The sequence below is a fragment of the Aromatoleum bremense genome, from assembly GCF_017894365.1.
Taxonomy (GTDB): domain Bacteria; phylum Pseudomonadota; class Gammaproteobacteria; order Burkholderiales; family Rhodocyclaceae; genus Aromatoleum; species Aromatoleum bremense.
The window spans coordinates 3996477-4020520 of sequence record NZ_CP059467.1; the positions used below are offsets into that span (position 1 = coordinate 3996477).

Genomic DNA, 24044 nt, shown 5'->3' on the forward strand with positions numbered 1-24044 from the left:
CGCCGGACGCCCATTGGCGGCGCCGATTCGCCGCCGTGCGTCGTCGGGCGGGTCTATCTGAGCTGTCCGCGAATCTCGCCGCCCGGCCACTTCGTCGAATGCACGTTCGCGTAGGCCGTGCCCTCGCGAATTGCCGCGACGAGTTCATCGAACGCGCCAGGCTCGATCCCCTGCCCCTCCGGTCCGATGACGTCGGACGGACGGATCGTTCCGGCGATCGTCGCAGGCGGCGGTGGGCAGGCCGGCACGGGTATCGTGCTGTTGCCCAGATTGGTGCACAGAAACACGCTGATGCCGCCGTTGACGCCCCGCTGCCCGAAATGGATATGGGCCTGCGTGACGGTGCCTTCGAGCTCATCGTAGCTCAGCTCGAAGTCGATGGCCTCGCCGCGCTTGTCGAGGTGCGCCTTGAAGCGGCCCTCCCCGGTCGTCGAAACGGCTACCACCTCCTCGTAGCCGGCCAGGTGTGCGTGCAGGGTTTCGGCCCGAACCTGCGGGGGCGTGGCCACGACGACGGCGACGAGCGCCAGCGGGGATGCAAACAGGCCAAGTCTCGATCCGGTCATGTTGTTCTCCTTCATGAAGTTACCCGGCTACGGCGCGATCAGGCCGCGGCGGATCCGGGATAGCTTCACCATAGACAGCGCATCGTCATCTGCATACGGGGTTTTCGTCAGCGGCTGCAACCGGCGGGCGGAATTACCGCGATCGGGTCGGGTCGACTTTCCAGCCGGCCTTGCCCGGCGAGGAGGTCGAGATCGGCCGGATGATCGGCTGCAAAAAATCCTTCCGCTACCTGTACGACTTCGGCGACGGCTGGAGCCACCGCATCACCATCGAACAGCGCCTGCCATCGACGCCGAGCATGAGGCGGCCGGGGCGCTGCCGCCGCAATGGCCGCGCGATGACGCGCTCGATCGGATGCCCGGCCGCCTCCGCACAGGCCTCGTGCTCGACGATGCGCAGGTACTCGTCCTTCTCTGCGGTATCGAAATCACCGCCGATCAGGACCACGCCCGCCGGAAACTTGTCGCGGACGCGGCGGCAGGCCGGGCACAGGTGGGCGTGCGCGTTGGCCGGTGCCGTACCCCAGCGCCAGCGGCCGTCGTGAAAAATCGCCCCGCACTCCGGGCAAGCCGACGGTTCGCGCGGCTTGGCACGCTCCGCGTAGGGGTCGTCCCGCTGTTCCTGGATCAGCCGGTCGTGCCTGACCGGGTGGGTGGATGTTGCTTTCGACCTGTGCGAGATGATGACCTCCTCGATGTCGTGTTCAACAGCCGATACCGGACGCTCCCGCGACCGGACCATCCGCAGCGGATGGCCAACGGGGGAACGCTCCTCGAAACCGGTTCCAGTCCGGAACCTTCGCCTTCTGCCGCCGCAGGACCGCATTCGCGGCGCCTGCCGGCGCGCCGCGCACGGCCTCAGTGGTCCTCGATGCGGGGCACGCCCGCCTCGGCGGGCAGCCCCGTTTCCGGATCGATCCAGTCGGCGATGCCGACTTCATCCTCGGCCTCCTCGGTGGTCTCGCCGACCTCGACGCCGCTGTCCGCGTTGTATTCCATGTCCTTCACCGCCTCCAGCAGGGTCGCGAAGGGGCCGAACTCTTTGCCGTCTTCCGTGCTCTGCCAGTAGAAGCCGCCGGGCCGTTCGATGATGCGCGTCGTGTCGTATTCGGCGGGCGTTTGCGGAATGGGGTTTGTCATGGTGCTCTCCTTGCTATCGCTGTGCCGTCGCTGCGCCCGCGGTCGCCGGGGCGCGCCGCGGGGCCGGCCGCGGGGTTCGGACGATCGGGCGGCCGTTGCCGGCTCCCGGATCGGTGCGCATCGAAGCGCCAGGTTCTCGTGAGGTAGATATGGCCGAAGAAACGCTGCAAATCACCTTCTTCATGTGCGGTGACGTGATGACCGGCCGCGGCATCGACCAGATCCTGCCGCATCCTTCGCACCCGCAGCTCTTCGAACCGCACGTCACCTCGGCGCTCGACTACGTCGCCCTCGCCGAGCGCCGCTGCGGCCCGATCCCGCGTGCGGTGACCCCGGCCTGGATCTGGGGCGACGCGCTGGCCGTCCTCGACAGCATGCGCCCCGACGTACGCCTCATCAACCTGGAAACCGCGGTGACCGCGAGCGACGACGCCTGGCCCGCCAAGGGGATCCACTACCGCATGCATCCGGCCAACATCGCCGCCCTCACCGCGCTGCGGCCGGACTGCTGCGCCCTCGCCAACAACCACGTGCTGGACTGGGGACGCCGCGGCCTGTGCGAGACGCTCGACGTGCTCCACGCCGCGGGCATCCCCACCGCGGGGGCCGGACGCGACCTGGCCGAAGCCACCCGGCCGACCTGCATCGCCCCGCGCACGGCCCGGGCGCGTGATGACGGCGCTGGCAGCGGCCACGGCGCCGCGCCGGCTGCAACGCCGCGCGCCATGGCGGGCCCACGCGTGCTCGTGTTCGCAGTGGCCGTCGAGAGCAGCGGCGTGCCGCACGCATGGGCGGCGACGGCGGGCCGCCCCGGCGTCGCCTGGCTCGCCGCCCCGTCGCCGGCCGCGGCCGCCGTCATCCTCGACACCGTCGCCGCCCGCCGGCAGCCCGGCGACGTGGTCGTGGTGTCGATCCATTGGGGGCCGAACTGGGTGGCGCGCATCCCGACCGAGCACCGCGCCTTCGCGCACCTGCTGGTGGAAGGCGGCGTCGACGTGGTGCACGGCCACTCCTCGCACCACCCGCTCGCCATCGAGGTCTACCGCGAGCGCCTCATCCTCTACGGCTGCGGGGACTTTCTCAACGACTACGAAGGCATCTCGGGCCATGCGGCGTTTCGCCCCGATCTCGCGCTGATGTACTTCCCGGTGCTCGACGCGGGCAGCGGGCGCCTGCTGCGCCTCACCCTGGTGCCGACGCGGATCGACCGGCTGCGCGTCAATCGTGCCAACGACGAGGAAATCGCCTGGTTGCAGGCCACGCTCGACCGCGAGTGCCAGCCCTTCGGCACGCGGGTGGTGCGCGAGGGGGACGTGCTGCGGGTGAGCGGGCGGTGAGCGGTCGCATGCCGGCGTGCCAGCCGGAGCGCCCCGCATAAAGCGCTCGGCAAGCTGCAACGCGACCTCATCAGGGGCCCACGACATGGCCGCCTCCCGGCAAGACGGTACATCTTTCGCACTCGACCGCGGCGCATACTGCCGCCACTGCCACCACGTTATGCGCATCTTCGACGGGCCGGTTTGCCCAGGGTCAAAATAGTCCGTCGTACCGCAGCGCATCATGGTGAAGCGTAGAGCAGGCATCGAGATCGTGCCGCTCCTTCCTGTGCTGCAGCGGTCGCGCGGCGCAGGACCGGCACGGAATCGTGAACCGCAGCGCAATGCACGCAGGCACGCAGCGCGCGACATCGGGAGGCCATCATGGCGATCATCGGAATCGATTTGGGCACATCCAATTCCGCGGCGGCGGTGCTGCGCGGAGGCAGGCCGGTAATGATCCCCAGCGGCGAAGGCGTGAGCCTGGGCGGCAAGGCGTTTCCCAGTTACGTCGCAATCACCACCGACGGCCAGATGCTGGTGGGCGAGCCCGCCCGCCGCCAGGCTGCCGCCAACCCGCAGGGCACCGCCACCGGGTTCAAGCGCCGCATGGGCGTGCGCGAGCGGATCGCGCTGCGCGAGCGGGAGTTCTCCCCGGAACAGCTGTCGGCCTTCCTGCTGCAGAAGATCAAGCGCGACGCCGAGGCCTTCCTCGGCGAACCGGTCACCCAGGCGGTCGTCACCGTGCCCGCCTATTTCGACGACAACCAGCGCACCGCGACCAAGGACGCCTGCGCCATCGCCGGCCTGGAGGTGGCGCGGCTGGTGAACGAGCCCACCGCGGCCTCGCTCGCCTACGGGCTGGACCGCCTCGGGCAGGAGCTGCGCATCGCGGTCATCGACCTGGGCGGCGGCACGCTCGACGTGACCATCATGGAATTCGGCAAGGGCGTGTTCGAGGTCAAGGCCACCAGCGGTGACACCCGGCTGGGCGGCACCGACATGAATGCGGCGATCTTCGATGCCCTGGCCGAGCGCTTCCGGCGCGACACGGGGCTGGACGTGCGCGACGACGTCAAGGCGCGGGCGCGCCTGCTGGAGGCGGCCGAGATCGCCAAGATCGAACTCTCCACCAGCGCCACCACCCACCTGAGCCTGCCCTACATCGGGGCGACGGGCGGCGAACCGTGCCACCTCGAGATGGATCTCTCGCGCAGCGACATGGAGCGCATGGTGCGCCCCGTCATCGAACGCTGCCGCGGCCCGGTGGAGCAGGCCTTGCGCGACGCCGGGGTGAGCCCGAAGGAGGTGGACCGTCTCGTCTTCGTCGGCGGGCCGACGCGGATGCCGGCCGTGCGCAGCTTCTTCGAGGATCTCCTCGGGCGCAAGGCCGAGCTCGGGGTCGACCCGATGGAGTGCGTCGCGGCCGGTGCGGCCATCCAGGCCGGCGTGCTCTCCGGCGAGGTGAGCGACATCGTGCTGGTCGACGTCACCCCACTCACCCTCGGAGTCGAGACCCTGGGCGGGGTCGCGACCGCGCTGATCGCGCGCAACACGCCGGTGCCGGTGAAAAAGACCGAAATCTTCACCACCGCGGCCGACATGCAGACCAGCGTGACGGTCCACGTCGTGCAGGGCGAGCGCAGCATGGCCGCCGCCAACGTGAGCCTCGGCCAGTTCAACCTCGACGGCCTGCCGCCAGCCCCGCGCGGCGTCCCCAAGATCGAGGTGAGCTTCGACATCGACGCCAGCGGCATCCTCGACGTCGCCGCGCGCGACACCGCCACCGGCAAGTCCCAGTCGATCCGCATCAGCGGCTCGACCCGCCTGCCGGCCGACGCCAGGCAGCGCATGGTCGACGAGGCCGAGCGCTACGCCGAGGAGGACAAGGCCCGGCGCGCCGAGGCCGAGCAGCTCAACGACGCCGATGCCGTGTGCTATCAGGCCGAAAAGCTCCTGGCCGACTTCCCCGACAAGCTCACCGCCGAGATGAAGGACGGCATCGAGGCGGCGCGCCGTGCCACCTTTGATGCCTGCGTCAAGCACGACGCGGCCGCCGCCCGCGACAAGGCCGAGGCGTTGAAGAAGCTCCTCAAGGAGGCCGGGGCGGTGATCTACGCCCAGATGCCGGGCTCCGCCTACAAGGAATACCGCTACGACGAGGCCACCCGCCCGGGCGAGACCCCCGGCGCCGGCCACGGCACGCAGGGCCGTGTGGTGGATGCCGACTACCGCGAACGTTGAGGCCCCGCCCCGGAGGGTGATCCGTGGATACGACCGCGCGCAAGGACTACTACGAAGTGCTCGGGGTGCCGCGCGACGCGGACGAGAAGGCGATCAAGGACGCCTTCCGCACGCTGGCGATGAAGTACCACCCCGATCGCAACAAGTCGCCCGACGCGGAGGCGCGCTTCAAGGAGATCGCCGAGGCCTACGCGGTGCTCTCCGACCGCGGCAAGCGGGCGCAGTACGACGCCGGCGGCTTCGCCGGGGTGGGCGATTTCGACGCGCAGGATCTCTTCAGCGGAATCGACTTCGAAGACCTCTTCGGCGGCGGCCTCGGCGCGGGACTGGATGCGGGGCTGTTCGAGCGCTTCTTCGGCGGCCGCCGGCGCGGGCCGCGCCAGGGCGAGAGCATTCGCGTCGCGATCACGGTGCCGCTCGCCACCATCGCCAGCGGCGGCGAGGAGACCATCCGCCTCGCCCATCCGGTCGCCTGCGCCGCCTGTCACGGGAGCGGTGCCAAGGCGGGCACTGCGCCGCGCAAGTGCCCAGCCTGCCATGGAAGCGGCCGCCAGGTGCGGTCGGAATCGCGCGACGGCGTGCACGTCGAGCACGCCACCACCTGTCCCGTGTGCGGGGGGCGCGGCAGCGTCATCGACGAGCCGTGCCCGGACTGCCACGGCAGCGGCGTCGCCGAGCGCAGCGAATCCCTGGTGGTACGCATTCCGAAGGGGACGGAAGAAGGCATGACGCTGCGCATCGCGGGCCACGGACTGCCCGCCTCCGCCCCGGGCGGCGCCGCCGGCGACCTGCTGGTGACCGTCTACAGCGCGCCCGACGAACGCTTCGCGCGCGACGGCGCGGACCTGTGGCGGGAGGAGGCGATCGCCCTCACCGACGCGGTGCTCGGCGCCACGCGCACGGTTCCGACCCTGCAGGGCACGGCGTCGGTGCGCATCGCGCCGGGCACCGCGACTGACGCCGTCCTGCGGCTGCGCGGCAAGGGGCTGCCGCGGTTCGGCGAAGGCCGCCACGGCGATCTCCTGATACGGCTGCGCGTGCTCATTCCGGCCAGGCTCAGCGCCGCGCAGCGCGAGCTGTTCGAACGCCTGCGCGCCACCGGATGCTGAGCCCGCCGCGGCGCGGGAAAATCCGTAACAGATGAGCCCGGCGGCATGCGGCGCGGAGACTACGATGAAAGCAGGGGCATTCCTCCGCCCGTTTCGCAAAGGAGCCGAACATGACCACCTTCATCATGATCACCCGCCTGTCCCCCGAGGCGCTGCGCAACCCCAGGGCCCTGGAAGACTTCGAAAAGCGCGTCATGGGGCACATCCGCAACGATTGCCCGTCCGTGCATTGGCTGCACAGCTGGGCGGTGCTCGGGCCCAGCGACTACGTGGACGTCTTCCAGGCGCCCGACATCGACACCGCGATGCAGGTGTCGACCATCTTCCGCACCTTCGGGCGCGTCCATTCGGAGATCTGGCCCGCGACCGAATGGGACCGGTTCAAGGCCCTGCTCCACGCTTTGCCGGACAACTGATGACGGCGGCGCACGCGGGCCCTGTCGTTCAAATCATCGAATTTGGGAGATCATCATGGACGTTGGCGAAATCTGTACCCGGACCGTCGTATACGCGCACAGGGAGCTCGTGCTGAGCGAAGCCGCGCGGCTGATGCGCAACCATCACGTCGGCAGCATCGTGGTGGTGCAGGAGACCGACGCCGGGCGCGTCCCGATCGGCATGCTGACCGACCGCGACATCGTGATCGGGGTGGTTGCGGCGGAAGTCGATGCGCGAACGCTGTCGGTCGGCGAAGTGATGAGCGCCGATCTCGTTTGCGTGCGCGAACAGGATTCGGTGTTCGACGCCCTGCGCGCGATGCGCGGCCGCGGTATCCGTCGCGTGCCGGTCACCGACGCGGCCGGCGCACTGGCGGGCATCCTGGCGGTCGACGACGTGCTCGAGATCATCTCGGAGCAGCTGCGCGACATCGTCCGCGCGATCGGCAGCGAGCGCACCCACGAAACGCAGACCCGCGGGTGAGACGGCGTTGAGCGACCGGCTGCGCGGCCAGCATCCTCGCGGTGCCGCCGGCGCTCGGCGACACGCTCGCCGACACGCCGGCCGAATCGCTCTCCGCCGCCCTGCGCGAGCGCGTCGAGGCGCTGCGCGACGGGCACCCGCTGCGCGCTGCGGGCGGCGTCATCGCCGCGCGGCGCCTCATCCCCCGCTTCTACGAGGCACGCGGGTTCCGCCCCGCGTGGGACCACCCGGAACGCCGCCTCGCGCCACCCCGCTTTCCCCCGAGGCCCGCGCGGATGCGCGACGCCGGATTGCGGCTATGAGCATCTCCAGCACCCCCGCGACGAGCGGCGCCACCTCGACGCGCCACATGAGATGGTCGCGAAGCTTGGCCTGCGCGAGGCGGGTCACCGTAGTCCGGTGGCGAGAAAAGCACGCGGTGGAGTAAAAATCGGCAGGCGCACCCACCCCTTGCGGTAGACTTTCCGGTCGTGCCCGGCGGCGGTACCGCGCGCCGACGCCTGCGCGGGCCGGGCGCAGTCCGGCGCGGCTCGCTTCACCCGATCTTCCTTCGGCAGACACCCCCACTCGACACGAACTGATCCTCATGCATCAAGACGACACCAACGACATGGACGCGCTCCATGAACTCTTTGACTACATCATCGACGAAGGCGTCGGGGTCATCCTCGACACAGGCTCCTTCGACGCCCTGCACACCCGCCTGCGCGAGTTGATGCGGCCGTTGGCCCAAGCCATCGTCAGCGAGGCGGGCGAGGACGCCGACGACAGCCAGGTGGACCAGGCCGCCCGCGCAATCGCCACGCGCGCCGCGCTCGACCTGTGGAACCACACGCCGATTCCCGACAACCACTTCCGGCCGCACAAGATGGACAAGCCGGAGCGCAATGCCCCGTGCCCGTGCGGCTCGCAGCGCAAGTACAAGCAGTGTTGCGGGGCGGTCGAGTCGCCGAGCCTCACGCTGCCCCCGGACGAGATGGCCGCGCGGGTGCTCAAGCGCCTGCCGAAGGAGCGTATCGGCGAGATCAGCGCCCTCGGCGTGCCGGTGCAGACGCTCGGCATGGTGGCGCAGGCCTGGTTCGAGCAGGAACGATTCGACGACGTCGTCACCTTGCTCGAACCCCTGTTCAAGGATGTGCGCGGGCTCGACGAGCGCGCCGAACTGGCCGCCGACGTGCTGGGCAACGCCTGGCTCGCCCTCGGCGACGAAGCACGGCGGCTGGCGCTCATCACCACGTTGAAGCGTGCGCCGGACAAGACGCTGAAGAGCGCGGCATTTCAACGCGAGGCCACGCTGAACTGCGACCGCGGCGACTTCCCGGCCGCGTGGGCCGCCTTCGGGCAGGCACAGCGCCTGACACCGAACAACCCGGCGCTCGCTCACCTCGAAGTCCTGCTGCTGCTCGCCGAGGGTCGGCAGGCCGAAGCGCGGGCGCGGGTCGATTTTTGGGCCGCAAAACTTGCCCGCGACCCCGAGTTCGACCATTCGGAGCTCATCGGCCTGCTCCACCAGATGCTCGACGTCGGCCGGGTGGACGAGCGCCTCGCAGCGCTGCCCGAAGACTACCCGGAACGGCGCCTGCTGCTGCACATCGAACTCGAGGGCATCGAGCCGCCGATCTGGCGCCGGCTGGAAGTCGAGAACAGCCTGACTTTCGCCGAGCTGCACGACATCCTGCAGACTGCAATGGGCTGGGACGACGCGCATCTTCACGAGTTCATCGTCGGCGAGTACCGCATCGGGCCCGCGTTCGAAACCGAGTGGGACGAGCCGACCTTGCCCGGCGAAGATGTCGAGCTTGGCCAGGTGATCGGCCGCAAAAAGTCCTTCCGCTACCTGTACGACTTCGGCGACAGCTGGAGCCACCGCATCACCATCGAACAGCGCCTGCCATCGACGCCGACCGAGCGGCCCGCCGTCCTCCTCGCCGGCAAGCGCGCCTGCCCGCCGGAAGACTGCGGCGGCGTGCCGGGTTATTACCGGCTCCTCGATGCCCTCGCCAGGCCGGACAGCGAAGAAAACCGCGAAACGCTCGAGTGGCTGGGCGACTACAAGCCGGACGCATTCAGCCTCGCGAGCGTTCGCAAGGCAGTGGCGTCGCTGTTTACGTGCATCTGAGTTTCGAGCGCGCGAGGATGCGCGGCCTCAGGCGCTCGAAATCCTGTCCGAATGCTCGCCGCGCCAGAAGCGAAGCACATCGGGCGCAATGCGCATCGCCTATTGCGCCCGATGCGTCCTGATCCTCGATGACGCGCCATGCCGCCGCCGTTACGCGTCGGGTCGTCTCAGATGCTCGAGGAAGGACGCCGCATTGACGATCGGACAAATGAAACCCGCCGCCACGGCATGCAGGTCCGCATCGCCCGTCACGAGCCAAGCCGCATCGCCAGCAATCGCCAACTCGAGAAAGGGCAGGTCATGCGCGTCACGACAGGCCGGCGTGCGTGGCGGCGGATCGGGGATGGTGACCGTCTCGCAGAACGGCAGGTAATCGGCGAGCAGTTCTTCCTGCTCGGCGGCGCCCAGTTTGAACTTGGGGTAGGTCAGCACCCGCACGAGCTCGGCCGCGGTGACGCGCGAGACCAGCGGCAGGAAGTCCCCACTCTGCCATGCCCTTCGCAGCGCACCGGGAACCCCGCCGCCGAAAACCAGCGCGGACAGCACCACGTTGGTGTCGAGCACTGCGCGGGGCACGGCGGCCGCCGAGTCCCGCCCCTTGACCTGCCCCTTGACCTGCCCCATCGTCACTGCTTGCCGCGCGGCGAATCGACGTGCTCGCGCGCCCAGGCGACGGCATCGGCCACATCCTGCTCCGTAAGGTCGAGCTCGGCGAGCTTGGCGCGCACCGCGTCGGCACGCTGAATGCGCACAGGCGTGAGGATGATCTGGCCATTGCGGGCTTCCACCTCGAAGTACGGGCCGGCACCGACCGCCTCGGTCACGCTCTTCGGAAGAGTGAGCTGGTTCTTGGAAGTCATTTTGGCGAGCATCTCGGCAACCCCGTAGGTAAGGTTTCCTTACTTTATCGCCGTATGTGAATCAATGCAATGCGCTTGACGGTGCCGACACGGCCCTGACGTTGCCTCTTCGCGAATCACAAAGTCAGATGCCTTCGAGGATCGCCGGCGGGTCGCCCGGCAACTGCTCCCCGAAGCATTCCGGACGTCTGCGCAACCGCGCGCGCGGCGCCCGGAACGCCTTCCCCGGCATCACTGCAAGTCGAAGCGATCCAGGTTCATCACCTTGCTCCAGGCCGCGACGAAGTCACGCACGAATTTCTCGCCGCCATCGTCCTGCGCATAGACTTCGGCCAAGGCGCGCAGCTGCGAGTTGGAACCGAAGATCAGGTCCACCCGGGTGCCCGTCCACTTGAGTTCGCCGGTCTTGCGATCCCGCCCTTCGAAGCTGTCCCCGCCATCCGCTTTCGGCGTCCACACCGTGCCCATGTCGAGCAGGTTGACGAAGAAGTCGTTGGTCAGGGTCTGGGGCCGTTTCGTGAACACCCCATGCTGCGATTGACCCGCGTTGGCGCCGAGCACGCGCAGGCCGCCGACGAGCACCGTCATTTCGGGGGCACTCAGGGTCAGGAGCTGGGCCTTGTCCACCAGCATTTCCTCGGCCGGCACGGTGTACTGCTGCCGCTGGTAGTTGCGGAAACCGTCGGCCTGGGGTTCCAGCACGGCGAACGACTCCACGTCGGTCTGCGCCTGCGTGGCGTCGGTGCGGCCTGGGGTGAAGGGCGCCTCCACCGCGTGACCGGCCTCCTTCGCCGCCGCTTCGATCGCGGCGCAACCGCCCAGCACGACGAGGTCGGCCATCGAGACTTTCTTGCCATCCTTTTGGGCGCCGTTGAAGGCCTGCTGGATGCCCTCCAGCGCGGCCAGCACCTGGGCGAGTTGCTCCGGCTGGTTGGCCTCCCATTCCCGTTGCGGGGCCAGGCGGATGCGCGCGCCGTTCGCGCCGCCGCGCTTGTCCGAGCCGCGGAAGGTGGAGGCCGAGGCCCATGCAGTGGAGACCAGCTCGGCGACCGACAGGCCCGAGGCCAGGATCGCCGTCTTGAGCTCGGCGATGTCCTTGCCGTCGATCAGGGGGTGATCGACGGCGGGAAGCGGGTCCTGCCAGATCAGGTCTTCGGCCGGAACTTCAGGACCGAGATAGAGCGCCTTGGGGCCCATGTCGCGGTGGGTGAGCTTGAACCAGGCGCGGGCAAAGGCGTCGGCGAAGGCCTGCGGGTCCTGGTGGAAGCGGCGCGCGATAGGCTCGTAGATCGGGTCGAAGCGCAGCGACAGGTCCGCCGTGGTCATCATCGGCGGGTGCTTCGTGCCCGGGTCGTGCGCGTCCGGAATCATGTGCTCTTCCCTGACGTTCCTGGCGACCCACTGGTGGGCGCCGGCGGGACTCTTGGTCAGCTCCCACTCGTAGCCGAAGAGCATGTCGAAGTAGCCGTTGTCCCATTGCGTGGGGTTGGGCTTCCAGGCGCCTTCGATGCCGCTGGTGGTGGTGTGCACGCCCTTGCCCGAGCCGAAGCGGTTGATCCAGCCCAGGCCCTGCTCCTCGATGGGGGCGCCTTCGGGTGCCGGGCCTACCAGGGCCGGGTCGCCTGCGCCGTGCGCCTTGCCGAAAGTGTGGCCGCCGGCGACCAGGGCCACGGTTTCCTCGTCGTTCATGGCCATACGGGCGAACGTTTCGCGCACGTCATGCCCCGAAGCCACGGGATCCGGGTTGCCGTTCGGGCCTTCGGGGTTCACGTAGATCAGGCCCATCTGCACGGCGGCCAAGGGGTTCTCCAGCTCCCGGTCGCCGCTGTAGCGCTTGTCGCCCAGCCAGGTGTCCTCGTTGCCCCAGTAGATGTCCTCTTCAGGCTGCCAGATGTCGACGCGGCCACCACCGAAGCCGAAGGTCTTGAAACCCATGGACTCGAGCGCGCAGTTCCCGGCCAGGATCATCAGGTCGGCCCAGGAGATCCGGTTGCCGTACTTCTGCTTGATCGGCCAGAGCAGGCGGCGTGCCTTGTCCAGGTTGCCGTTGTCGGGCCAGCTGTTGACCGGCGCAAAGCGCTGGTTGCCGGTGCCCGCGCCCCCGCGGCCGTCGGCGGTGCGGTAGGTCCCCGCGCTATGCCAGGCCATGCGGACGAACAGGCCGCCATAGTGCCCCCAGTCGGCGGGCCACCAATCCTGCGAGTCGGTCATCAGGGCGTACAAATCCTTCTTCACGGCGGCCACGTCGAGCGTCTTGAAGGCTTCGGCGTAGTCGAAGCCCGGGTCCATCGGGCTGGAGACCGGTGCGTGCTGGTGCAGGACGTTCAGGTTCAGCTGGTTCGGCCACCAATCCCGGTTCGACCGGGCGCGGGCAGTGCTCCGGGCGCCCTGCGTGGCGGTGAACGGACATTTTTGTTCGCTGCTCATGATCTTCTCCTCTCCAAGGTGTAACAGGTGTTGCACCTTTGCACCTTAACCGGATCGGCTCGCGGTTCCCATTGACTTCGTCCAATGACGGCGATGCCCAGGCTCAATCGAGGCAGAGGGCCGCGCGGGCGGGGGGGGCGGAAGAAGCGCCCGTTCGACCAAGACACCAAGACGGCCACTGCCCCACTTCTTGAACTGCTGCTCCCGCTTCACGAGTCTGAACAGCACCGGGAATAGCCGCCGCATCGCGCCGTGCTCGTTGATGCCGGCCACGCAGGAAGTCTCGACATACTGAGCGCTGGTCTTGGCAAGGATCAGGATGCGTTCAACGCAGGATGCCATTCAAGCCCCCTCCTCCACTCAACCCGCCTTCCTGAATGCCCGTTCACCGCTCGCGAACTACATCCGCAAGTCGTCAAGGAATTCGGACGCAGGTTCCACACTGGTCACCAGCAAATGGTCGCGCGCCCGGGTGCAGGCGACGTAGAGCAAGTGCCGCTCGGTGTTGTAGACGTCCTCCAGATCGGCATCATCGGCAACGGTCTCGATCCGCGCCTGCGACGGGATTACTTCGTCGTCGCAGGCCATCACCACCACGGCACGGAACTCCAACCCTTTGGCCAGATGCATGGTGCTGATCGACACCTGCCCGCTCGTCGTTTCTACGTGTTCGTCGAGCACCCTCGCAGGTAGCCCTACCCGTTCCACCGCCGCGCAGGCCCGCGCGAGTTCCGATTCGGAACGCACGAACATGCCCATCTCGTGCGGCATTACCCCTTCAGCGGTCCGCGCAGCTAGCCAGGCGGCAACCGCGCAGCTTTCGTCATACGCGCTCGCGTAACGTTCACACACAGGCGCAGGACCGTTGAATACCGACACCGTCCCGCGCCGGTTTTCGGTGTTGCCGTCCACATCGGCCAGTTCGGGCCCCAAGAGGCGATCGGCCTGGCTGCGGATCTGGTGCGAGGTACGGTAGTTGATGTGCAGCGTTCGCGATCGGCCCCGCACGTCCACGCCGAGAGCCTTCCACGAGAATGGCTGCTGAAAGATCCGCTGGCCCAGGTCCCCGGCGAAGAACAGGCCATTGGGCCGCGCCGCCCCCACCGCCGCGAGAAAGCGCAACTGGGCGACGCTCACGTCCTGCGCTTCGTCGACCACCACGAAATCGTAGGGCGGGTGCTTGCGCGCGGCGGTGTGCTCGGCGAGCCGGCTGAAGATGCCCGCATGGGTCACCAGCCCCTCATCCTGCAGTTGCCCTCGCAGCGCATCGAAAACCGCCCACAGCGCAGTGCGCTGGGCCTCGGGCAAGCGCGTCTTGCGGCCCAGGCGCTTGATATCGCGATACGCCTCCCAACCGTCTAGTTGCCACGCATCGACGATTTCTTCCCATTCCGACAGCAGGAAGCGCGCGCTGAAGCGGTCCGCGCCGCCACTCTTTGCCGTCGCGACAAGCCGCTCGCGGATCCAGTCGCGGCTCACGATGTTCGGGCGTCCGAAATGGCGTTCGAACAGCCGCTCGCCAACCGCGTTCAGCGCATGCACTTCCAGCCGCTCCGCCAGGCGTGGCTCGTTGCTGATCATTCGCCTCAGCCTGGTGCGCAGGGCGTTCCCGAGCGTGTCGGAAAAGGTCGTCAGCAGCACCCGCGCCTCCGGGTTGGACCGGGCCAGGAACACCGCCCGATGCAGAGCCACGATGGTCTTGCCCGTTCCCGCCGAACCGGCGATCCGCGCAGGACCGGCATAGTCGCGCTCCACCCACTGGCGCTGCGCCGGATGCAGAAAGAGCATCCACTTGTCCCACGGGTAGGCGAGCGCCCGCTCCAGTTCCTCGACGTCGTTCATCACCCGGAAGCGGCGCAGCGCGTCCGGATGGCTGAAGGGGTCCGCGCCTGCCGCCACCGGGGCCGCAGGCTGAGGCGTGCCGCCGGTGGCCAGTTCCAGCAAGGCCTCCGCCGCCTCGCTCGGCAAGTGATCTACGAGTTCCAGCAGGCTGTCCTCGTCGGCCCGGCGCACGTCGTCCAGCCACTCGGCTGGCACGCCATACGACAGCAGCGCACTATCGGCGACCCCGCAGAACAAGGCCTGCTTCGTGCTGACCAGCGCTGCCGCCTCGACGTATTTCGGAACGGTGATTTCCTGCACCGTCTCGCGGATTTCGACCAACTGCGCCGCGCCGGTTGTCGGATGCGCCTCCAGCTTGCGCCGCTCGGCCCAACTGTAGGCCTTATCGTGGTGATCGACATAGCACAGCAGCAGGCTGCTCGCGGTCTTGTGCACGATGATCCGCAGATCGCTGCTCACCCGCAGCGACCAGAAGTGCTTGTCGCGCGCCTGGTCGAGCTTGTGGAAGCTCATGCCCGGGCTTGCCGGATTTAGCTGCAGGTCGAAGGCCGTCGTCTTGACCGTCTTCTGCTCCTCGCCGGTGAGCCGGGCGAGGCTGTCGGTGAAGGTGTCGGCGATGCGAAATTCCATGTCCTGCGGTTCCTGTGCTGGCCGAACTCGAAGATGACCCCGATGGCTATTACCCTCTCTATTACCCGTTATTGGGGGTAATTACCCCTTCTTCATCCATGCAGCCCCCGGCCCCCGTCCCCGACACTCGACCACGCCGGCCGCCAGCTGCTCGCGCAGAACACGCCGCACCATGTCGCGGCTCACGCCCGGGCAGGTGTGTTCGAGTTCGCTAATCGTGAATCCGCCGCCGCGCGATCGCGGCCACCACCTGATCCCGCTTGGCACCGCGCGGCGCTTTCACCTCGCCGACGCGTTCCGAAAACTCGCGATACGCGGTCTTCATAATCGACAGCACGTAGTTGATATATGGCCAGCTATTGCTTAGTGATCTTCGGGCCGACGTACACAACATAGACGGGCTCGTCCGCCCGAATCGGCCAGGAGAAGTGGACACGCAATTGCGGCGTCTGGACTTTGCCATGCCACGAACAGAACAAACTCATTGTATTGTCTGCAGGGTGTTGAAACGTCATCTCAGATCTGAACTTACTCTTCTCCTCGTCAGACGAATCGGAGAAAAGTGCACCGCGCCCCCCCTCCTCTTTCTTTCCGGTGAAGAAATCGTGATAGATCTCGTGCCCCTCTGGAGTGCGCTGTCCCGCCACATCGAAGCAGGACTTGAATCGATTCAACGTTTCGAGAACGAATAGCAGGCGTTGTGCGGCGCCTGAAACGAAGGGAAGTCCGTTTAACGGAGCAAAGGCATCCGCAGCGAACGTGAGCCGGGTGCACCGGGCAATAGCCAACGCGTCCAACTGGCTCCATGAGATCAGTGGCGCAGGTTCGGCCTGAAGAGCTGCCTCGATGGCGGCGGGCGTCCAGTGGTTCACAACCCCCGTGCTCTTCTTGTCACCGGTGTTCGATACCCAATCGACGGGCACGGGCGAAAACTCCCAGCTAGATGGCGTCAAACTCACGAGACTCTGTTTAATACCGTTCAAACAACACCAAGCTGCCTCGCCGACTGCACTGTCCGTTACGATGCTGCCATTGCACTCAATCCAGTCGTCCGGTCCATGCTTACGCGAGTCCTCCCAGAACGGCCCGTGTTGCGTAAGCCAGAGCATAAATGCACGCCGCTTTTCGAATGCCAGAGCCTGAATAGCTTGGGGCATCGTCATTGTGGCTGTCACGCGAGCGTGCGCAAGGCTCCTGTGACAATGCAGCGTTCGACCGAAGCGGAGTGAAATCTGTCGGATAACCATCAATCGCTCGATTGCCTCTGCGAATGAACCGAGGTCTGCGAACTGCCCATGGACGGATAAGTCGTTGACCAGGAGTCCCACGTCATCTCCCCCAGCCAGCAAAGTGGTTCATGTCCTTGTCGAACTGGTCGAAAAATCCATCTGGCCAGACATCAATATTGCCGGTTTTGTCCAACTGAGGACTCACGATCTGGGCTCCTTCGGAGGTACGCGAACGAAAGAAGTGAATTGCGACCTGCTCCGGCTTCAACCGCTGTGCCTTAACGGATCTCCGTACGCCATTGAGGATGTGGTCACTATGCGTTTCGACGATGACTTGGACACCTGCGCAAGAGACATCTGCCAAGAATTGGCCCATTAAAGCCTGTCCAGCAGGATGGAGATGCACCTCTGGGTTCTCGATCAAGAGTATGTCTCCCACCTTTGCAGAGAGAGCCGCTACGACAATTGGGAAAACCTGGGTAAGTCCGAACCCGACATGAATAGGGCGATGGAAATCCGTGTCATCTGATGTGCGCAGACCGAGGGTTACTGCGTTGGCCTGCGGCACCTGCTGCACAACTAGGGCACAACCTGGGAAAAACGTACCCATACGTGCCTCGACTTGCCGCAACAACGTTGCCGCGACATCGTCGATTGCGAGCTGTTGGAGCACGTGCTCGTCACGCCTCCAATGCAAAACGCTTACGGCATGCTCCCCCGCAGGCCCAACTACGGTAGCAACCTGCCGATCCTCAAGTGCATATACCTCTCGCGGCCCCACTCTTTCCGCCGTTATGTATGTGAGATCTCGCAACCGATTAGCCAACTCAAGCGTTCCGTTGCCTTCTTCGTATGGAAGCAAGTAGCGCAACTTGCCTGGTCGGTCATGTACCGAGTCACCGACAACGATTCGATCAACCGCTAGGGACATCTCGGGTCGCTCACCGGAGAACGTCCAACGACAGTTCAAGCTGTCGTCCACTACTCCGATCTCGAAACTGTGTCGTCCGTGCACCTTATCGACCACATCGGACACCGTTCCCAAAGAGATCGCACCGCCGTTCAACATAAGGCGTCTCGACCATTCGTGTTCGCGCATTGTCTGGTGCAACAATACGAGCGCCTGAAGGACCGATGACTTACCGGACGCGTTGGAGCCGGAAAGTAGCGTCAAATCGGCAAGCGGGAGCTTCAGTAGCTCAAAGCACTTGAAGTGCTGGAGATCAAGTCGATTAAGCATCGAACACCTTCCGAAATACTGCGCCCGTTACGTTGAACCGATGTTTCACTTTCTTAACGTCGTTAGGCCCGTATGTGACCGATCGAACGAACTCGTCGTCTTTCATCAATGGATAAAACTCGTTCCTGAGCTCGTCTGCGCGAGCCTCAACTACGTGTTCAGGGTAACGCGCAAGCCCAGTCGTCATTACGTCCCAAAGCGATGCATTTAGCACACTACGACTTTCCTGACCGGGGAGATGCTTCCTGAAGGCATGCCGGTCAAACACTTTGTAGTTGTTGATAAGGCCGCTTCGAAAATGAGCGGATAATTTATCGATTTCTCCTGGTGTAAGGCCATTCATCTTCTTCAATGCGCGCGCGAGAAACTCATCCATATCCCCTCTGTACTCGTCCAGCGGCTGAAGCTGGAAAGCGCAGAAACGATTGACGAACTCGCGATCTCTCATGGTCGCGGCGCTCAAGCTATTCCCTGTCGACTTAAGGAAAATCTCTGTGGACGACTCCTCCTTAAGGAAACGGGTTGCCGGGCCTGTATAGAGGGAGTTTCTCATCTGTTGCCGGGTAAGCGTAAGCGGTAACTGACGAGCGTCCTTGCCTACTTCGAGATTTCGAAGAGATCGGATCGCAGCGGGTGGGCCGCGAAGTGCTGCTTCCACAGACGGGGGGTGAGTTGCGCGACGTCGGCAGCGGGGTGTTGGCCGACACGCTGCAGCACATCGACCAGATAGTCGTACGGATCGATGTCGTGCAGCCGGCAGGTGGCGATCAGGCTCTGCGCGATACCGACGTATTTGGCACCGACCTCGGTCCAGCAAAAGAGCCAGTTGCGACGACCCATCGGCACCACGCGCAACGCCCGCTCGAGATGGTTTGTGTCGATCGCCACTTCAGGATCGCGCAGGTACACCTCGAGGGCGGCCCGGCGCTCCCGCACATAAGCCATGGCGGTGGTGAGCGGCGAGCTGGGCAGCAAGCCGTGGGTGTCGAACTGGGCATCGACCCAGGCGAAGAACTCGTGGACCACGGGCTGTGCATGCTCGATCCGGTACGCCCGGCACGCCTCGCCGACGAGCGTGGCCTCGCGGATGCGTTTTTCGACCGCATAGAGCTTGCCGATCATCTCCAGCGCCCGGCCCGCGCGCTCGGGCTCGACCGACTGGGCGTCGAAGAACTTCCTCCTCGAGTGCGCCCAGCATTGCGCGTGCGTGAGCCCGCACTTCTCGGCATAGCGTTCGTAGGCGCCATAGCCATCGGTGAGCAGCACCGCCCCCTCGGGCGGCGGGTCGGTGCCCAGGATCTGCTCGATGTGCTGCGCCTTGCGGCTCTCGCGATAGACGAAACAGATCTCGTCACGTTCGCCATAGACCGGCCAGAAGTAGCCGCCCTTCATCTTGCCGGGGCCCGCACGGCCGGCCTTGATCGGGGTCTCGTCCATCGCCTTGATGCGGCTCGCGCGGATCGAGTCGAGTTGGGCCGTAAAGATCGGTTCGAGCAGCGCGAGCGCCCCGTGGGTGAGCTGCGTGAGCCACGGGCGCGACACCCTGATGCCATTGTCGCCGAGCCGCTGGTGCTGGCGGTAGAGCGGCTGGTGGTAGCAGAACTTGTCCGTGATGAGCCCGGCGACGAAGCTCACATCGGCGCGGCTGCCGCGAATCACCCCCCCGGGTGCCGCCGGGCAGGAAATCGCCTGGGTGTCGAGGCGCTTGATCACCGGGCGCACGTACTTGAGGATCACGTAGCTGCCCGGGCGCTGCGCCAGGCGGTGACTGACCTTTTCGCCGATCACCTCGAACTGGTCGGGGGCGAGCCCCTCGGCCTCGGGGTTGGGCACCTCGATGGTCTCGACCGGCACGCGGGCCTCGTCGAAGAACAGCGCCGATGCGTCGCCCTTGGCGCAGTCGCTGGTGCGGGCCCGGCGGGTGTGGGCGGCAATGTCCTGACCGGGGGGCGGCGGCGAGGATTCGGGCACCGGCAACTCGCCCAGGCTCATCTGATGCGGGTTGGCGTCCACGAGGCGCTTCTCGCTCTTCGCCCCGAAGAGCTGGCGCCGGAACCAGTCGAGCTGGTGGCGCATCGCCTCGCATTCGCCTTTGATGACCTCGAACTGGCGCTGCTGCGCCAGATGCGCGCCCGCCAGTTCGACGACCTGATCGGCCGTCCACCGGGCGGCTTCTTCACGGGTCGGCAGCTGCGTCAAAGGCGTCGGAGGCATGGCGTCATTTTACCAAAAAAGCCAGCATTCATGCGGGTTTGCGGTGACTTGCGGGCAGCGCGAAGCGCTTTTTGAAGCGTGCCGGCTCGATGCCTTCGAGCAACAGCTTCAGCCCCGTCCAGTCCATCTCGCGGCTCGTCGCCCGCGACCAGTCCGACACGAAGCGACCCGACTCGAGCCGCTTGGCCCAGATGCAAAACCCGCTGCGGTCCCAGTACAACACCTTCATCTGGGTCGCGCGCCGGTTGATGAACACGAACAGATGCCCCGACAACGGATCCTGTCCCACGCCGTGGCGCGCCAGCGCATACAAGCCGTCGAAGGATTTGCGCATGTCGACCGGGCGCCCGTACAGATGCACCCGCACCGCGCCTTCGGGAAAGAACATCAGCCGCGCACCAGGTGCAGCACCACGCCGTCACCCAGGTCAAGCTTCAACTCCCAGCGCGAAGCGCCGCCCGAACCCAGCACTCCCAGATCGACGAACGCCTCTTGCCGAGCCGGCCCCACCGCGACGGCCTTGCCGCACACCGGCCCGACGATCGCACGCCAGCGCTGAAAGCTCGAGACGCTGATCGACTCGCGCGCGCAGAATGCCGCCACGCTCAGCCCGCTCGAACCGTGGCGGGCGAACACCTCCTGCCACTCCTCTCGGCTGCGCCGGCGCCATTTGCGCTTGAGCACCCCTGCCATGAACGATCCCTCCATTGTTGAACCTGGAGGCAATTGTCCACGTCGATCACGTGCCCTGGAATAACGCCGGTCAGTTACCGCTTACGGGTAAGCGGCACGCCGCTGTTCACACGTTCGAAGATATCCAGCCTCGCACGTTCCGGCACCTTAGCGTCAATCACATACAGCACTAGATTGCAGTCTTCGATGCGGTTCTGCAGCTTCGGGGAGAGATCTCGGAAGTGCTTTAGATGAAGCTCAGCCTGATCGGGAAGTCTCAACCGTAGATTGTTATTCACAAATCGCTGAAAAGTTGACAGTCGTTGCAGTCCGTCGACGACAACCATTCTCCCCTGTGCATCCTCGGCCAAGTAGAAAACGGGCAGCGGAATCCTCATGAGTACTGACTCTATGAGCTTACTCTGCTTATCCTCTGGCCAGATGAAGTCGCGCTGGAACTCGGGGTCCATAACAAACGACCCCTTCTCAATCCGGCGAAGAACGTCGTGGACCGTGCGATTCTCGTTGCGAATTAGAACGGTGTCTATCGGGTAATCACCCCAAGACGCGTCCTCATCACCGCCAATGCCCTCAATCTCTTCGTCGGTCGGATTAGTATTCTGAGTATTCATTGGACTCTCAAACGATCATTGTGCCGGTCGACATTCTACGCAGTTACCCGAAAGACCTTCATCACCTCATCCCCCAGGTGATTAATCACCTTCACCGCAATCCTTCCCGACTTCGGCTTCTCGAACGGCCGTGAGGTATCGCTGTTCAACGTCGCCCACGCCTCCGCATCGATCTCCGCCTTCAGCGTCGTCTTCAGCGCCTTGTACGGGTCGTTGGCGCCGAGGAAGTAGGCGTGGCGGACGAAGAAGGATTCCATGTTGTAGTCGGTGTCGATGAACCAGCAGGCAATGCCTGCGGGGCCGTCGCTGCGGACTTCGCCGGTGTTGGGGTGGAAGACGTCGACGCCGTTGACCTTGACCTGGAGCTTGCCGTCTCCGGATTCGAGGATGTCGATATCGGGCTCGCCAAAGATGACGAAGAGGTTGCCCTTGCCGGTGTTCTTGAGGTCGTCGGCCATGTGGAGGTCGGCATTCATGCGGGCTTTGAGGACCGGGATGCGGCCGAGCTTCTCGAACTCGCTGGAGTGGGCGTCGTAGTTGAAGGCGCAGGCGATGAGCACGTCGAAGTCGGCGTCGCCGGCTTCGCGGGCGGCTTCGACGAGGTCGGGGCGGGAGACGGTGCCGAATTCGGGGCCAATGAAGATGGCAGCGCGGCGTTCCTTGCCTGATTCGGGGTCGCCTTCGATGTAGCGGCCTTCGGCGCAGATCAGCTCGCCGGGCCAGGGCACGAGCGAGGTGAAGGCGATGCGATCTTCCTTGTGCGCCTGTTGTACGCCGGCGGTCTTGAGGTTTTCGAGGATCATGCGGGTGAAGTCGCGTTCCTCGCCTCCGTCGCCATAATCCGCTCCGGGTTCGGCGGTGCGGTTGTGGTCGTCGATGATGTCGCCGTTCTCGTCGACGCCGAGCATGCGGTGGGGCGACAGGCTCTCGACGGTGAAGGGGCCGGCGACGCGGACCTTCTTCCTGTCCTCGTAGGGCTTGTCGTAGAGGTATTCGGTGTCGGCCTTGGCGGCGATGGAGGCGTCGATCTCCTTCTGGCGGGCGACGCGGGCCTGCCACCAGTCGGCGTGCGCCTGCTTGGCCGTATCCGGCCATTCGGCGTCGGCCTCGAGCGTGATTTCCCATTCTTCCCAGGTTTTGCCGAGCACTTGGTTGAGCTGTTGGCGCAGCGGTTCGAGGGTCTGCTGGTATTGCTCCCAGATGACGTCGATCTCGGCGTTGTTGGCGATGGACTTCAGCGTGATGTGGGGGACGCGCTCGTAGACGAAGCCGTGGGCGATGCTGCCACGGGTGGGCTGGCTCGACGGGGCGCTGCGGGCGAGCTCGGCTTCCTTCAGCTGACCTTCGCGGCTGTCCGCGAGGAGGTAGTAGGGGTAGCGGGCGCCCATGATGCGGGCGCGGGCCAGCGCCAGGGCGACGCGGGAGGTGTCGATGGTGATCCAGCGGCGGCCCCATTGCTCGGCGACGTAAGCCGTGGTGCCGGAGCCGCAGGTTGGATCGAGTACGAGGTCGCCAGGGTCGGTAGCCATGAGGAGGCAGCGCTGAATGACCTTTGTGTCAGTCTGAACTACATACAAACGAGCGTCACCAACGAATCCACCTCCGGCGGTGTCTAGCCAAACGTTGTTTCTTTTCTGCGTTGCATAGTCCTTCCAATAACGAACAAATCGCAGTGTGTTTCCTTTCCGAATGAGGCGCGCAGCCTTCGAAAGTCGACACATATTCGCTTCGGTCGTCGTCCAGTGCCGGTTCTTTGGCACTGAGTACCGAGCCCCTTCGAACTGAAATTCATATCCCAGCGATTCAATCCAACCATCCGAATTCAATGGATTTCGAGCGAGCAACTCGCCTTGCTTCCACAACTCTCTTGCAGTCGCAGCGCCAAACTCGCTCTTCGGCCGCCGATCGAACGGCCTCACTTCCACTGTATCGAAGAACGCCAAGTCCTCGTCCGAGAGGTCCTTAACCTCAGGAACCGAACGAAACTTCAGCTCAGACTGTTTCTTCGCAAACCAGACTATGTGGTCAAAATTGGATTGCAGATAGTTTGTGTCGAAAGCGCCAGATTTCTTAAATGAAATAACAGCGACGAGATTCTCATCGCCAAACACCTCATCCATCACCGCCCGCACCCGGTGCACGTTCTCGTCCCCAATCTGCACGAAGATCGACCCCGACTCCGTCAACAAATCCCGCGCCACCGTCAGCCGGTCGCGCAGATAGGTGAGATATGAGTGAATCCCGTCGCGCCAGGTATCGCGAAACGCCTTGACCTGCTCCGGCTCGCGGGTGATGTGCTCGGCATTGCCGTCCTTGACGTCGCGGCTGGTGGTGCTCCACTGGAAGTTGCTGTTGAATTTGATGCCGTAGGGCGGATCGAAGTAGATGCATTGCACCTTGCCGCGCAGGCCTTCGCGCTCGGCGAGGCTGGCCATGACCTGCAGACTGTCGCCGAGGATCATGCGGTTGGACCAGTGGCCGTCGTGGCGGTAGAACTCGGTCTTGGCGTTGTCGTCCGGCAGGCCGTTGAAATCCGCAAAGAGGTCGGGCTGGGCGTCGGCGTATTCCGACCGCCTCTCGCTCTGTCGGCGCAGGTCGTCGATCAGCGCCTTGGGGTGGACCTTTTCCTGGATGTAGAGCGGCGGAGCGTTGACGACGAGGTCGGACCAGTCCTGCTGGTCCTTGCCGCGCCAGACAAGTTGCGGGTCAAGATCGCGGTTGCGGCGCTCGTAGGCGACGCGCACCGCCGAGCGCTCGTCCTTCTGCATCACCGACTGGTATTCGGCGGTGGGGATGTTGCGGCGGGTCGCGTCGTCGTGGGTGAGGGTGTCGACGGTCAGCGGCGCCGACTTGTTGTTCTGCTTCGCCATGGATTGGATTCCG

General features: G+C 65.4%; 22 protein-coding genes and 2 pseudogenes. 8 read left to right on the forward strand and 16 right to left on the reverse strand.

Translation table 11 applies throughout. The features are described from left to right. Window positions 1-53: 53 nt before the first annotated feature. Window positions 54-566, reverse strand: a complete 513-nt coding sequence (locus pbN1_RS18845; RefSeq protein ID WP_169203245.1) for a CHRD domain-containing protein — start codon at window positions 564-566, stop codon at window positions 54-56. A 200-nt stretch (window positions 567-766) separates the two neighbouring features. On the opposite strand from pbN1_RS18845, the pseudogene pbN1_RS21175 reads away from it, so the two are divergent. Beyond that, window positions 767-826, forward strand: a pseudogene (locus pbN1_RS21175) (hypothetical protein); the annotation flags it as partial. A gap of 86 nt (window positions 827-912) precedes the next feature. Here pbN1_RS21175 and pbN1_RS20875 read toward each other — a convergent pair. Both pbN1_RS20875 and pbN1_RS18855 read right to left on the reverse strand, forming a co-directional pair. After that, window positions 913-1392, reverse strand: a pseudogene (locus pbN1_RS20875) (BCAM0308 family protein); the annotation flags it as partial. A gap of 32 nt (window positions 1393-1424) precedes the next feature. Continuing rightward, on the reverse strand, window positions 1425-1706 hold the full coding sequence (locus pbN1_RS18855; protein WP_169203246.1) for a hypothetical protein: 282 nt from the start codon (window positions 1704-1706) through the stop codon (window positions 1425-1427). Between the two features lie 149 nt (window positions 1707-1855). Between pbN1_RS18855 and pbN1_RS18860 the strand changes: the two genes are divergently transcribed. The 7 genes from pbN1_RS18860 to pbN1_RS18890 all read left to right on the forward strand — a co-directional run bounded on the left by pbN1_RS18860 (window position 1856) and on the right by pbN1_RS18890 (window position 9415). Further along, window positions 1856-3043, forward strand: coding sequence for a CapA family protein (locus tag pbN1_RS18860; RefSeq protein WP_169203247.1), 1188 nt, complete (start codon window positions 1856-1858; stop codon window positions 3041-3043). A gap of 363 nt (window positions 3044-3406) precedes the next feature. After that, on the forward strand, window positions 3407-5266 hold the full coding sequence (gene dnaK / locus pbN1_RS18865) for a molecular chaperone DnaK (protein ID WP_169203248.1): 1860 nt from the start codon (window positions 3407-3409) through the stop codon (window positions 5264-5266). Between the two features lie 23 nt (window positions 5267-5289). After that, the gene (locus tag pbN1_RS21020) at window positions 5290-6375 is read left to right on the forward strand and encodes a DnaJ C-terminal domain-containing protein (RefSeq protein ID WP_280516167.1); all 1086 of its coding nucleotides are present in this window, start codon (window positions 5290-5292) and stop codon (window positions 6373-6375) included. A 110-nt stretch (window positions 6376-6485) separates the two neighbouring features. Next, a complete protein-coding gene (locus pbN1_RS18875) occupies window positions 6486-6791 on the forward strand; it encodes a GYD domain-containing protein (protein ID WP_169203249.1) in 306 nt (101 codons plus the stop codon). Window positions 6792-6846: 55 nt separating this feature from the next. After that, on the forward strand, window positions 6847-7296 hold the full coding sequence (locus tag pbN1_RS18880) for a CBS domain-containing protein (protein ID WP_169203250.1): 450 nt from the start codon (window positions 6847-6849) through the stop codon (window positions 7294-7296). 41 nt (window positions 7297-7337) lie between these two features. After that, window positions 7338-7598 carry a hypothetical protein gene (locus pbN1_RS18885; RefSeq protein ID WP_169203251.1) on the forward strand — a complete coding sequence of 87 codons (261 nt, stop codon included), beginning with the start codon at window positions 7338-7340 and terminating at the stop codon, window positions 7596-7598. 284 nt (window positions 7599-7882) lie between these two features. After that, window positions 7883-9415: an IS1096 element passenger TnpR family protein gene (locus pbN1_RS18890; protein WP_244857030.1), complete on the forward strand. Its 1533-nt coding sequence runs from the start codon at window positions 7883-7885 to the stop codon at window positions 9413-9415. A gap of 150 nt (window positions 9416-9565) precedes the next feature. On the opposite strand, the gene pbN1_RS18895 is transcribed toward pbN1_RS18890, so the two are convergent. From pbN1_RS18895 to pbN1_RS18955, 13 genes are all read right to left on the reverse strand, one after another. After that, window positions 9566-10039, reverse strand: coding sequence for a putative toxin-antitoxin system toxin component, PIN family (locus tag pbN1_RS18895; RefSeq protein WP_169203252.1), 474 nt, complete (start codon window positions 10037-10039; stop codon window positions 9566-9568). Window positions 10040-10041: 2 nt separating this feature from the next. Beyond that, the gene (locus tag pbN1_RS18900) at window positions 10042-10287 is read right to left on the reverse strand and encodes an AbrB/MazE/SpoVT family DNA-binding domain-containing protein (protein WP_169203253.1); all 246 of its coding nucleotides are present in this window, start codon (window positions 10285-10287) and stop codon (window positions 10042-10044) included. Between the two features lie 219 nt (window positions 10288-10506). Continuing rightward, the gene (katG, locus tag pbN1_RS18905) at window positions 10507-12702 is read right to left on the reverse strand and encodes a catalase/peroxidase HPI (RefSeq protein WP_169203254.1); all 2196 of its coding nucleotides are present in this window, start codon (window positions 12700-12702) and stop codon (window positions 10507-10509) included. Between the two features lie 45 nt (window positions 12703-12747). Then, window positions 12748-13044 carry a hypothetical protein gene (locus pbN1_RS18910; RefSeq protein ID WP_169203235.1) on the reverse strand — a complete coding sequence of 99 codons (297 nt, stop codon included), beginning with the start codon at window positions 13042-13044 and terminating at the stop codon, window positions 12748-12750. Window positions 13045-13101: 57 nt separating this feature from the next. Then, complete coding sequence (locus pbN1_RS18915; RefSeq protein WP_169203255.1) at window positions 13102-15174, reverse strand: 3'-5' exonuclease; 2073 nt, start codon at window positions 15172-15174, stop codon at window positions 13102-13104. A 356-nt stretch (window positions 15175-15530) separates the two neighbouring features. Next, window positions 15531-16337, reverse strand: coding sequence for a hypothetical protein (locus tag pbN1_RS18920; RefSeq protein WP_169203256.1), 807 nt, complete (start codon window positions 16335-16337; stop codon window positions 15531-15533). A 166-nt stretch (window positions 16338-16503) separates the two neighbouring features. Next, window positions 16504-17643 carry an AAA family ATPase gene (locus tag pbN1_RS18925; protein ID WP_169203257.1) on the reverse strand — a complete coding sequence of 380 codons (1140 nt, stop codon included), beginning with the start codon at window positions 17641-17643 and terminating at the stop codon, window positions 16504-16506. Beyond that, entirely contained in the window at window positions 17636-18106 is a 471-nt protein-coding gene (locus pbN1_RS18930) for a hypothetical protein (RefSeq protein WP_169203258.1), read from the reverse strand. The genes pbN1_RS18925 and pbN1_RS18930 overlap by 8 nt, the downstream gene beginning before the upstream one ends. A 134-nt stretch (window positions 18107-18240) precedes the next feature. Next, a complete protein-coding gene (locus tag pbN1_RS18935) occupies window positions 18241-19857 on the reverse strand; it encodes an IS66-like element ISAzo19 family transposase (RefSeq protein WP_169204297.1) in 1617 nt (538 codons plus the stop codon). Window positions 19858-19885: 28 nt separating this feature from the next. Beyond that, window positions 19886-20245, reverse strand: a complete 360-nt coding sequence (gene tnpB, locus pbN1_RS18940) for an IS66 family insertion sequence element accessory protein TnpB (RefSeq protein ID WP_011236213.1) — start codon at window positions 20243-20245, stop codon at window positions 19886-19888. Next, complete coding sequence (tnpA, locus tag pbN1_RS18945; RefSeq protein ID WP_169204298.1) at window positions 20245-20550, reverse strand: IS66 family insertion sequence element accessory protein TnpA; 306 nt, start codon at window positions 20548-20550, stop codon at window positions 20245-20247. The genes tnpB and tnpA overlap by 1 nt, the downstream gene beginning before the upstream one ends. Window positions 20551-20624: 74 nt before the next feature. Continuing rightward, a complete protein-coding gene (locus tag pbN1_RS18950; RefSeq protein WP_169203371.1) occupies window positions 20625-21161 on the reverse strand; it encodes a DUF262 domain-containing protein in 537 nt (178 codons plus the stop codon). Window positions 21162-21196: 35 nt separating this feature from the next. Continuing rightward, the gene (locus tag pbN1_RS18955) at window positions 21197-24031 is read right to left on the reverse strand and encodes a DNA methyltransferase (protein ID WP_169203370.1); all 2835 of its coding nucleotides are present in this window, start codon (window positions 24029-24031) and stop codon (window positions 21197-21199) included. Window positions 24032-24044: the final 13 nt, after the last annotated feature.

Excerpts from the sequence above, each read along its gene's own strand:
- pbN1_RS18845 (WP_169203245.1), bottom strand. The coding sequence starts at position 566 with ATGACCGGATCGAGACTTGGCCTGTTTGCATCCCCGCTGGCGCTCGTC.
- pbN1_RS18855 (WP_169203246.1), bottom strand. The coding sequence starts at position 1,706 with ATGACAAACCCCATTCCGCAAACGCCCGCCGAATACGACACGACGCGC.
- pbN1_RS18860 (WP_169203247.1), top strand. The coding sequence starts at position 1,856 with ATGGCCGAAGAAACGCTGCAAATCACCTTCTTCATGTGCGGTGACGTG.
- dnaK (WP_169203248.1), top strand. The coding sequence starts at position 3,407 with ATGGCGATCATCGGAATCGATTTGGGCACATCCAATTCCGCGGCGGCG.
- pbN1_RS18875 (WP_169203249.1), top strand. The coding sequence starts at position 6,486 with ATGACCACCTTCATCATGATCACCCGCCTGTCCCCCGAGGCGCTGCGC.
- pbN1_RS18880 (WP_169203250.1), top strand. The coding sequence starts at position 6,847 with ATGGACGTTGGCGAAATCTGTACCCGGACCGTCGTATACGCGCACAGG.
- pbN1_RS18890 (WP_244857030.1), top strand. The coding sequence starts at position 7,883 with ATGCATCAAGACGACACCAACGACATGGACGCGCTCCATGAACTCTTT.
- pbN1_RS18895 (WP_169203252.1), bottom strand. The coding sequence starts at position 10,039 with ATGGGGCAGGTCAAGGGGCAGGTCAAGGGGCGGGACTCGGCGGCCGCC.
- pbN1_RS18900 (WP_169203253.1), bottom strand. The coding sequence starts at position 10,287 with ATGCTCGCCAAAATGACTTCCAAGAACCAGCTCACTCTTCCGAAGAGC.
- katG (WP_169203254.1), bottom strand. The coding sequence starts at position 12,702 with ATGAGCAGCGAACAAAAATGTCCGTTCACCGCCACGCAGGGCGCCCGG.
- pbN1_RS18910 (WP_169203235.1), bottom strand. The coding sequence starts at position 13,044 with ATGGCATCCTGCGTTGAACGCATCCTGATCCTTGCCAAGACCAGCGCT.
- pbN1_RS18915 (WP_169203255.1), bottom strand. The coding sequence starts at position 15,174 with ATGGAATTTCGCATCGCCGACACCTTCACCGACAGCCTCGCCCGGCTC.
- pbN1_RS18920 (WP_169203256.1), bottom strand. The coding sequence starts at position 16,337 with ATGACGATGCCCCAAGCTATTCAGGCTCTGGCATTCGAAAAGCGGCGT.
- pbN1_RS18925 (WP_169203257.1), bottom strand. The coding sequence starts at position 17,643 with ATGCTTAATCGACTTGATCTCCAGCACTTCAAGTGCTTTGAGCTACTG.
- pbN1_RS18935 (WP_169204297.1), bottom strand. The coding sequence starts at position 19,857 with ATGCCTCCGACGCCTTTGACGCAGCTGCCGACCCGTGAAGAAGCCGCC.
- tnpB (WP_011236213.1), bottom strand. The coding sequence starts at position 20,245 with ATGTTCTTTCCCGAAGGCGCGGTGCGGGTGCATCTGTACGGGCGCCCG.
- tnpA (WP_169204298.1), bottom strand. The coding sequence starts at position 20,550 with ATGGCAGGGGTGCTCAAGCGCAAATGGCGCCGGCGCAGCCGAGAGGAG.
- pbN1_RS18950 (WP_169203371.1), bottom strand. The coding sequence starts at position 21,161 with ATGAATACTCAGAATACTAATCCGACCGACGAAGAGATTGAGGGCATT.
- pbN1_RS18955 (WP_169203370.1), bottom strand. The coding sequence starts at position 24,031 with ATGGCGAAGCAGAACAACAAGTCGGCGCCGCTGACCGTCGACACCCTC.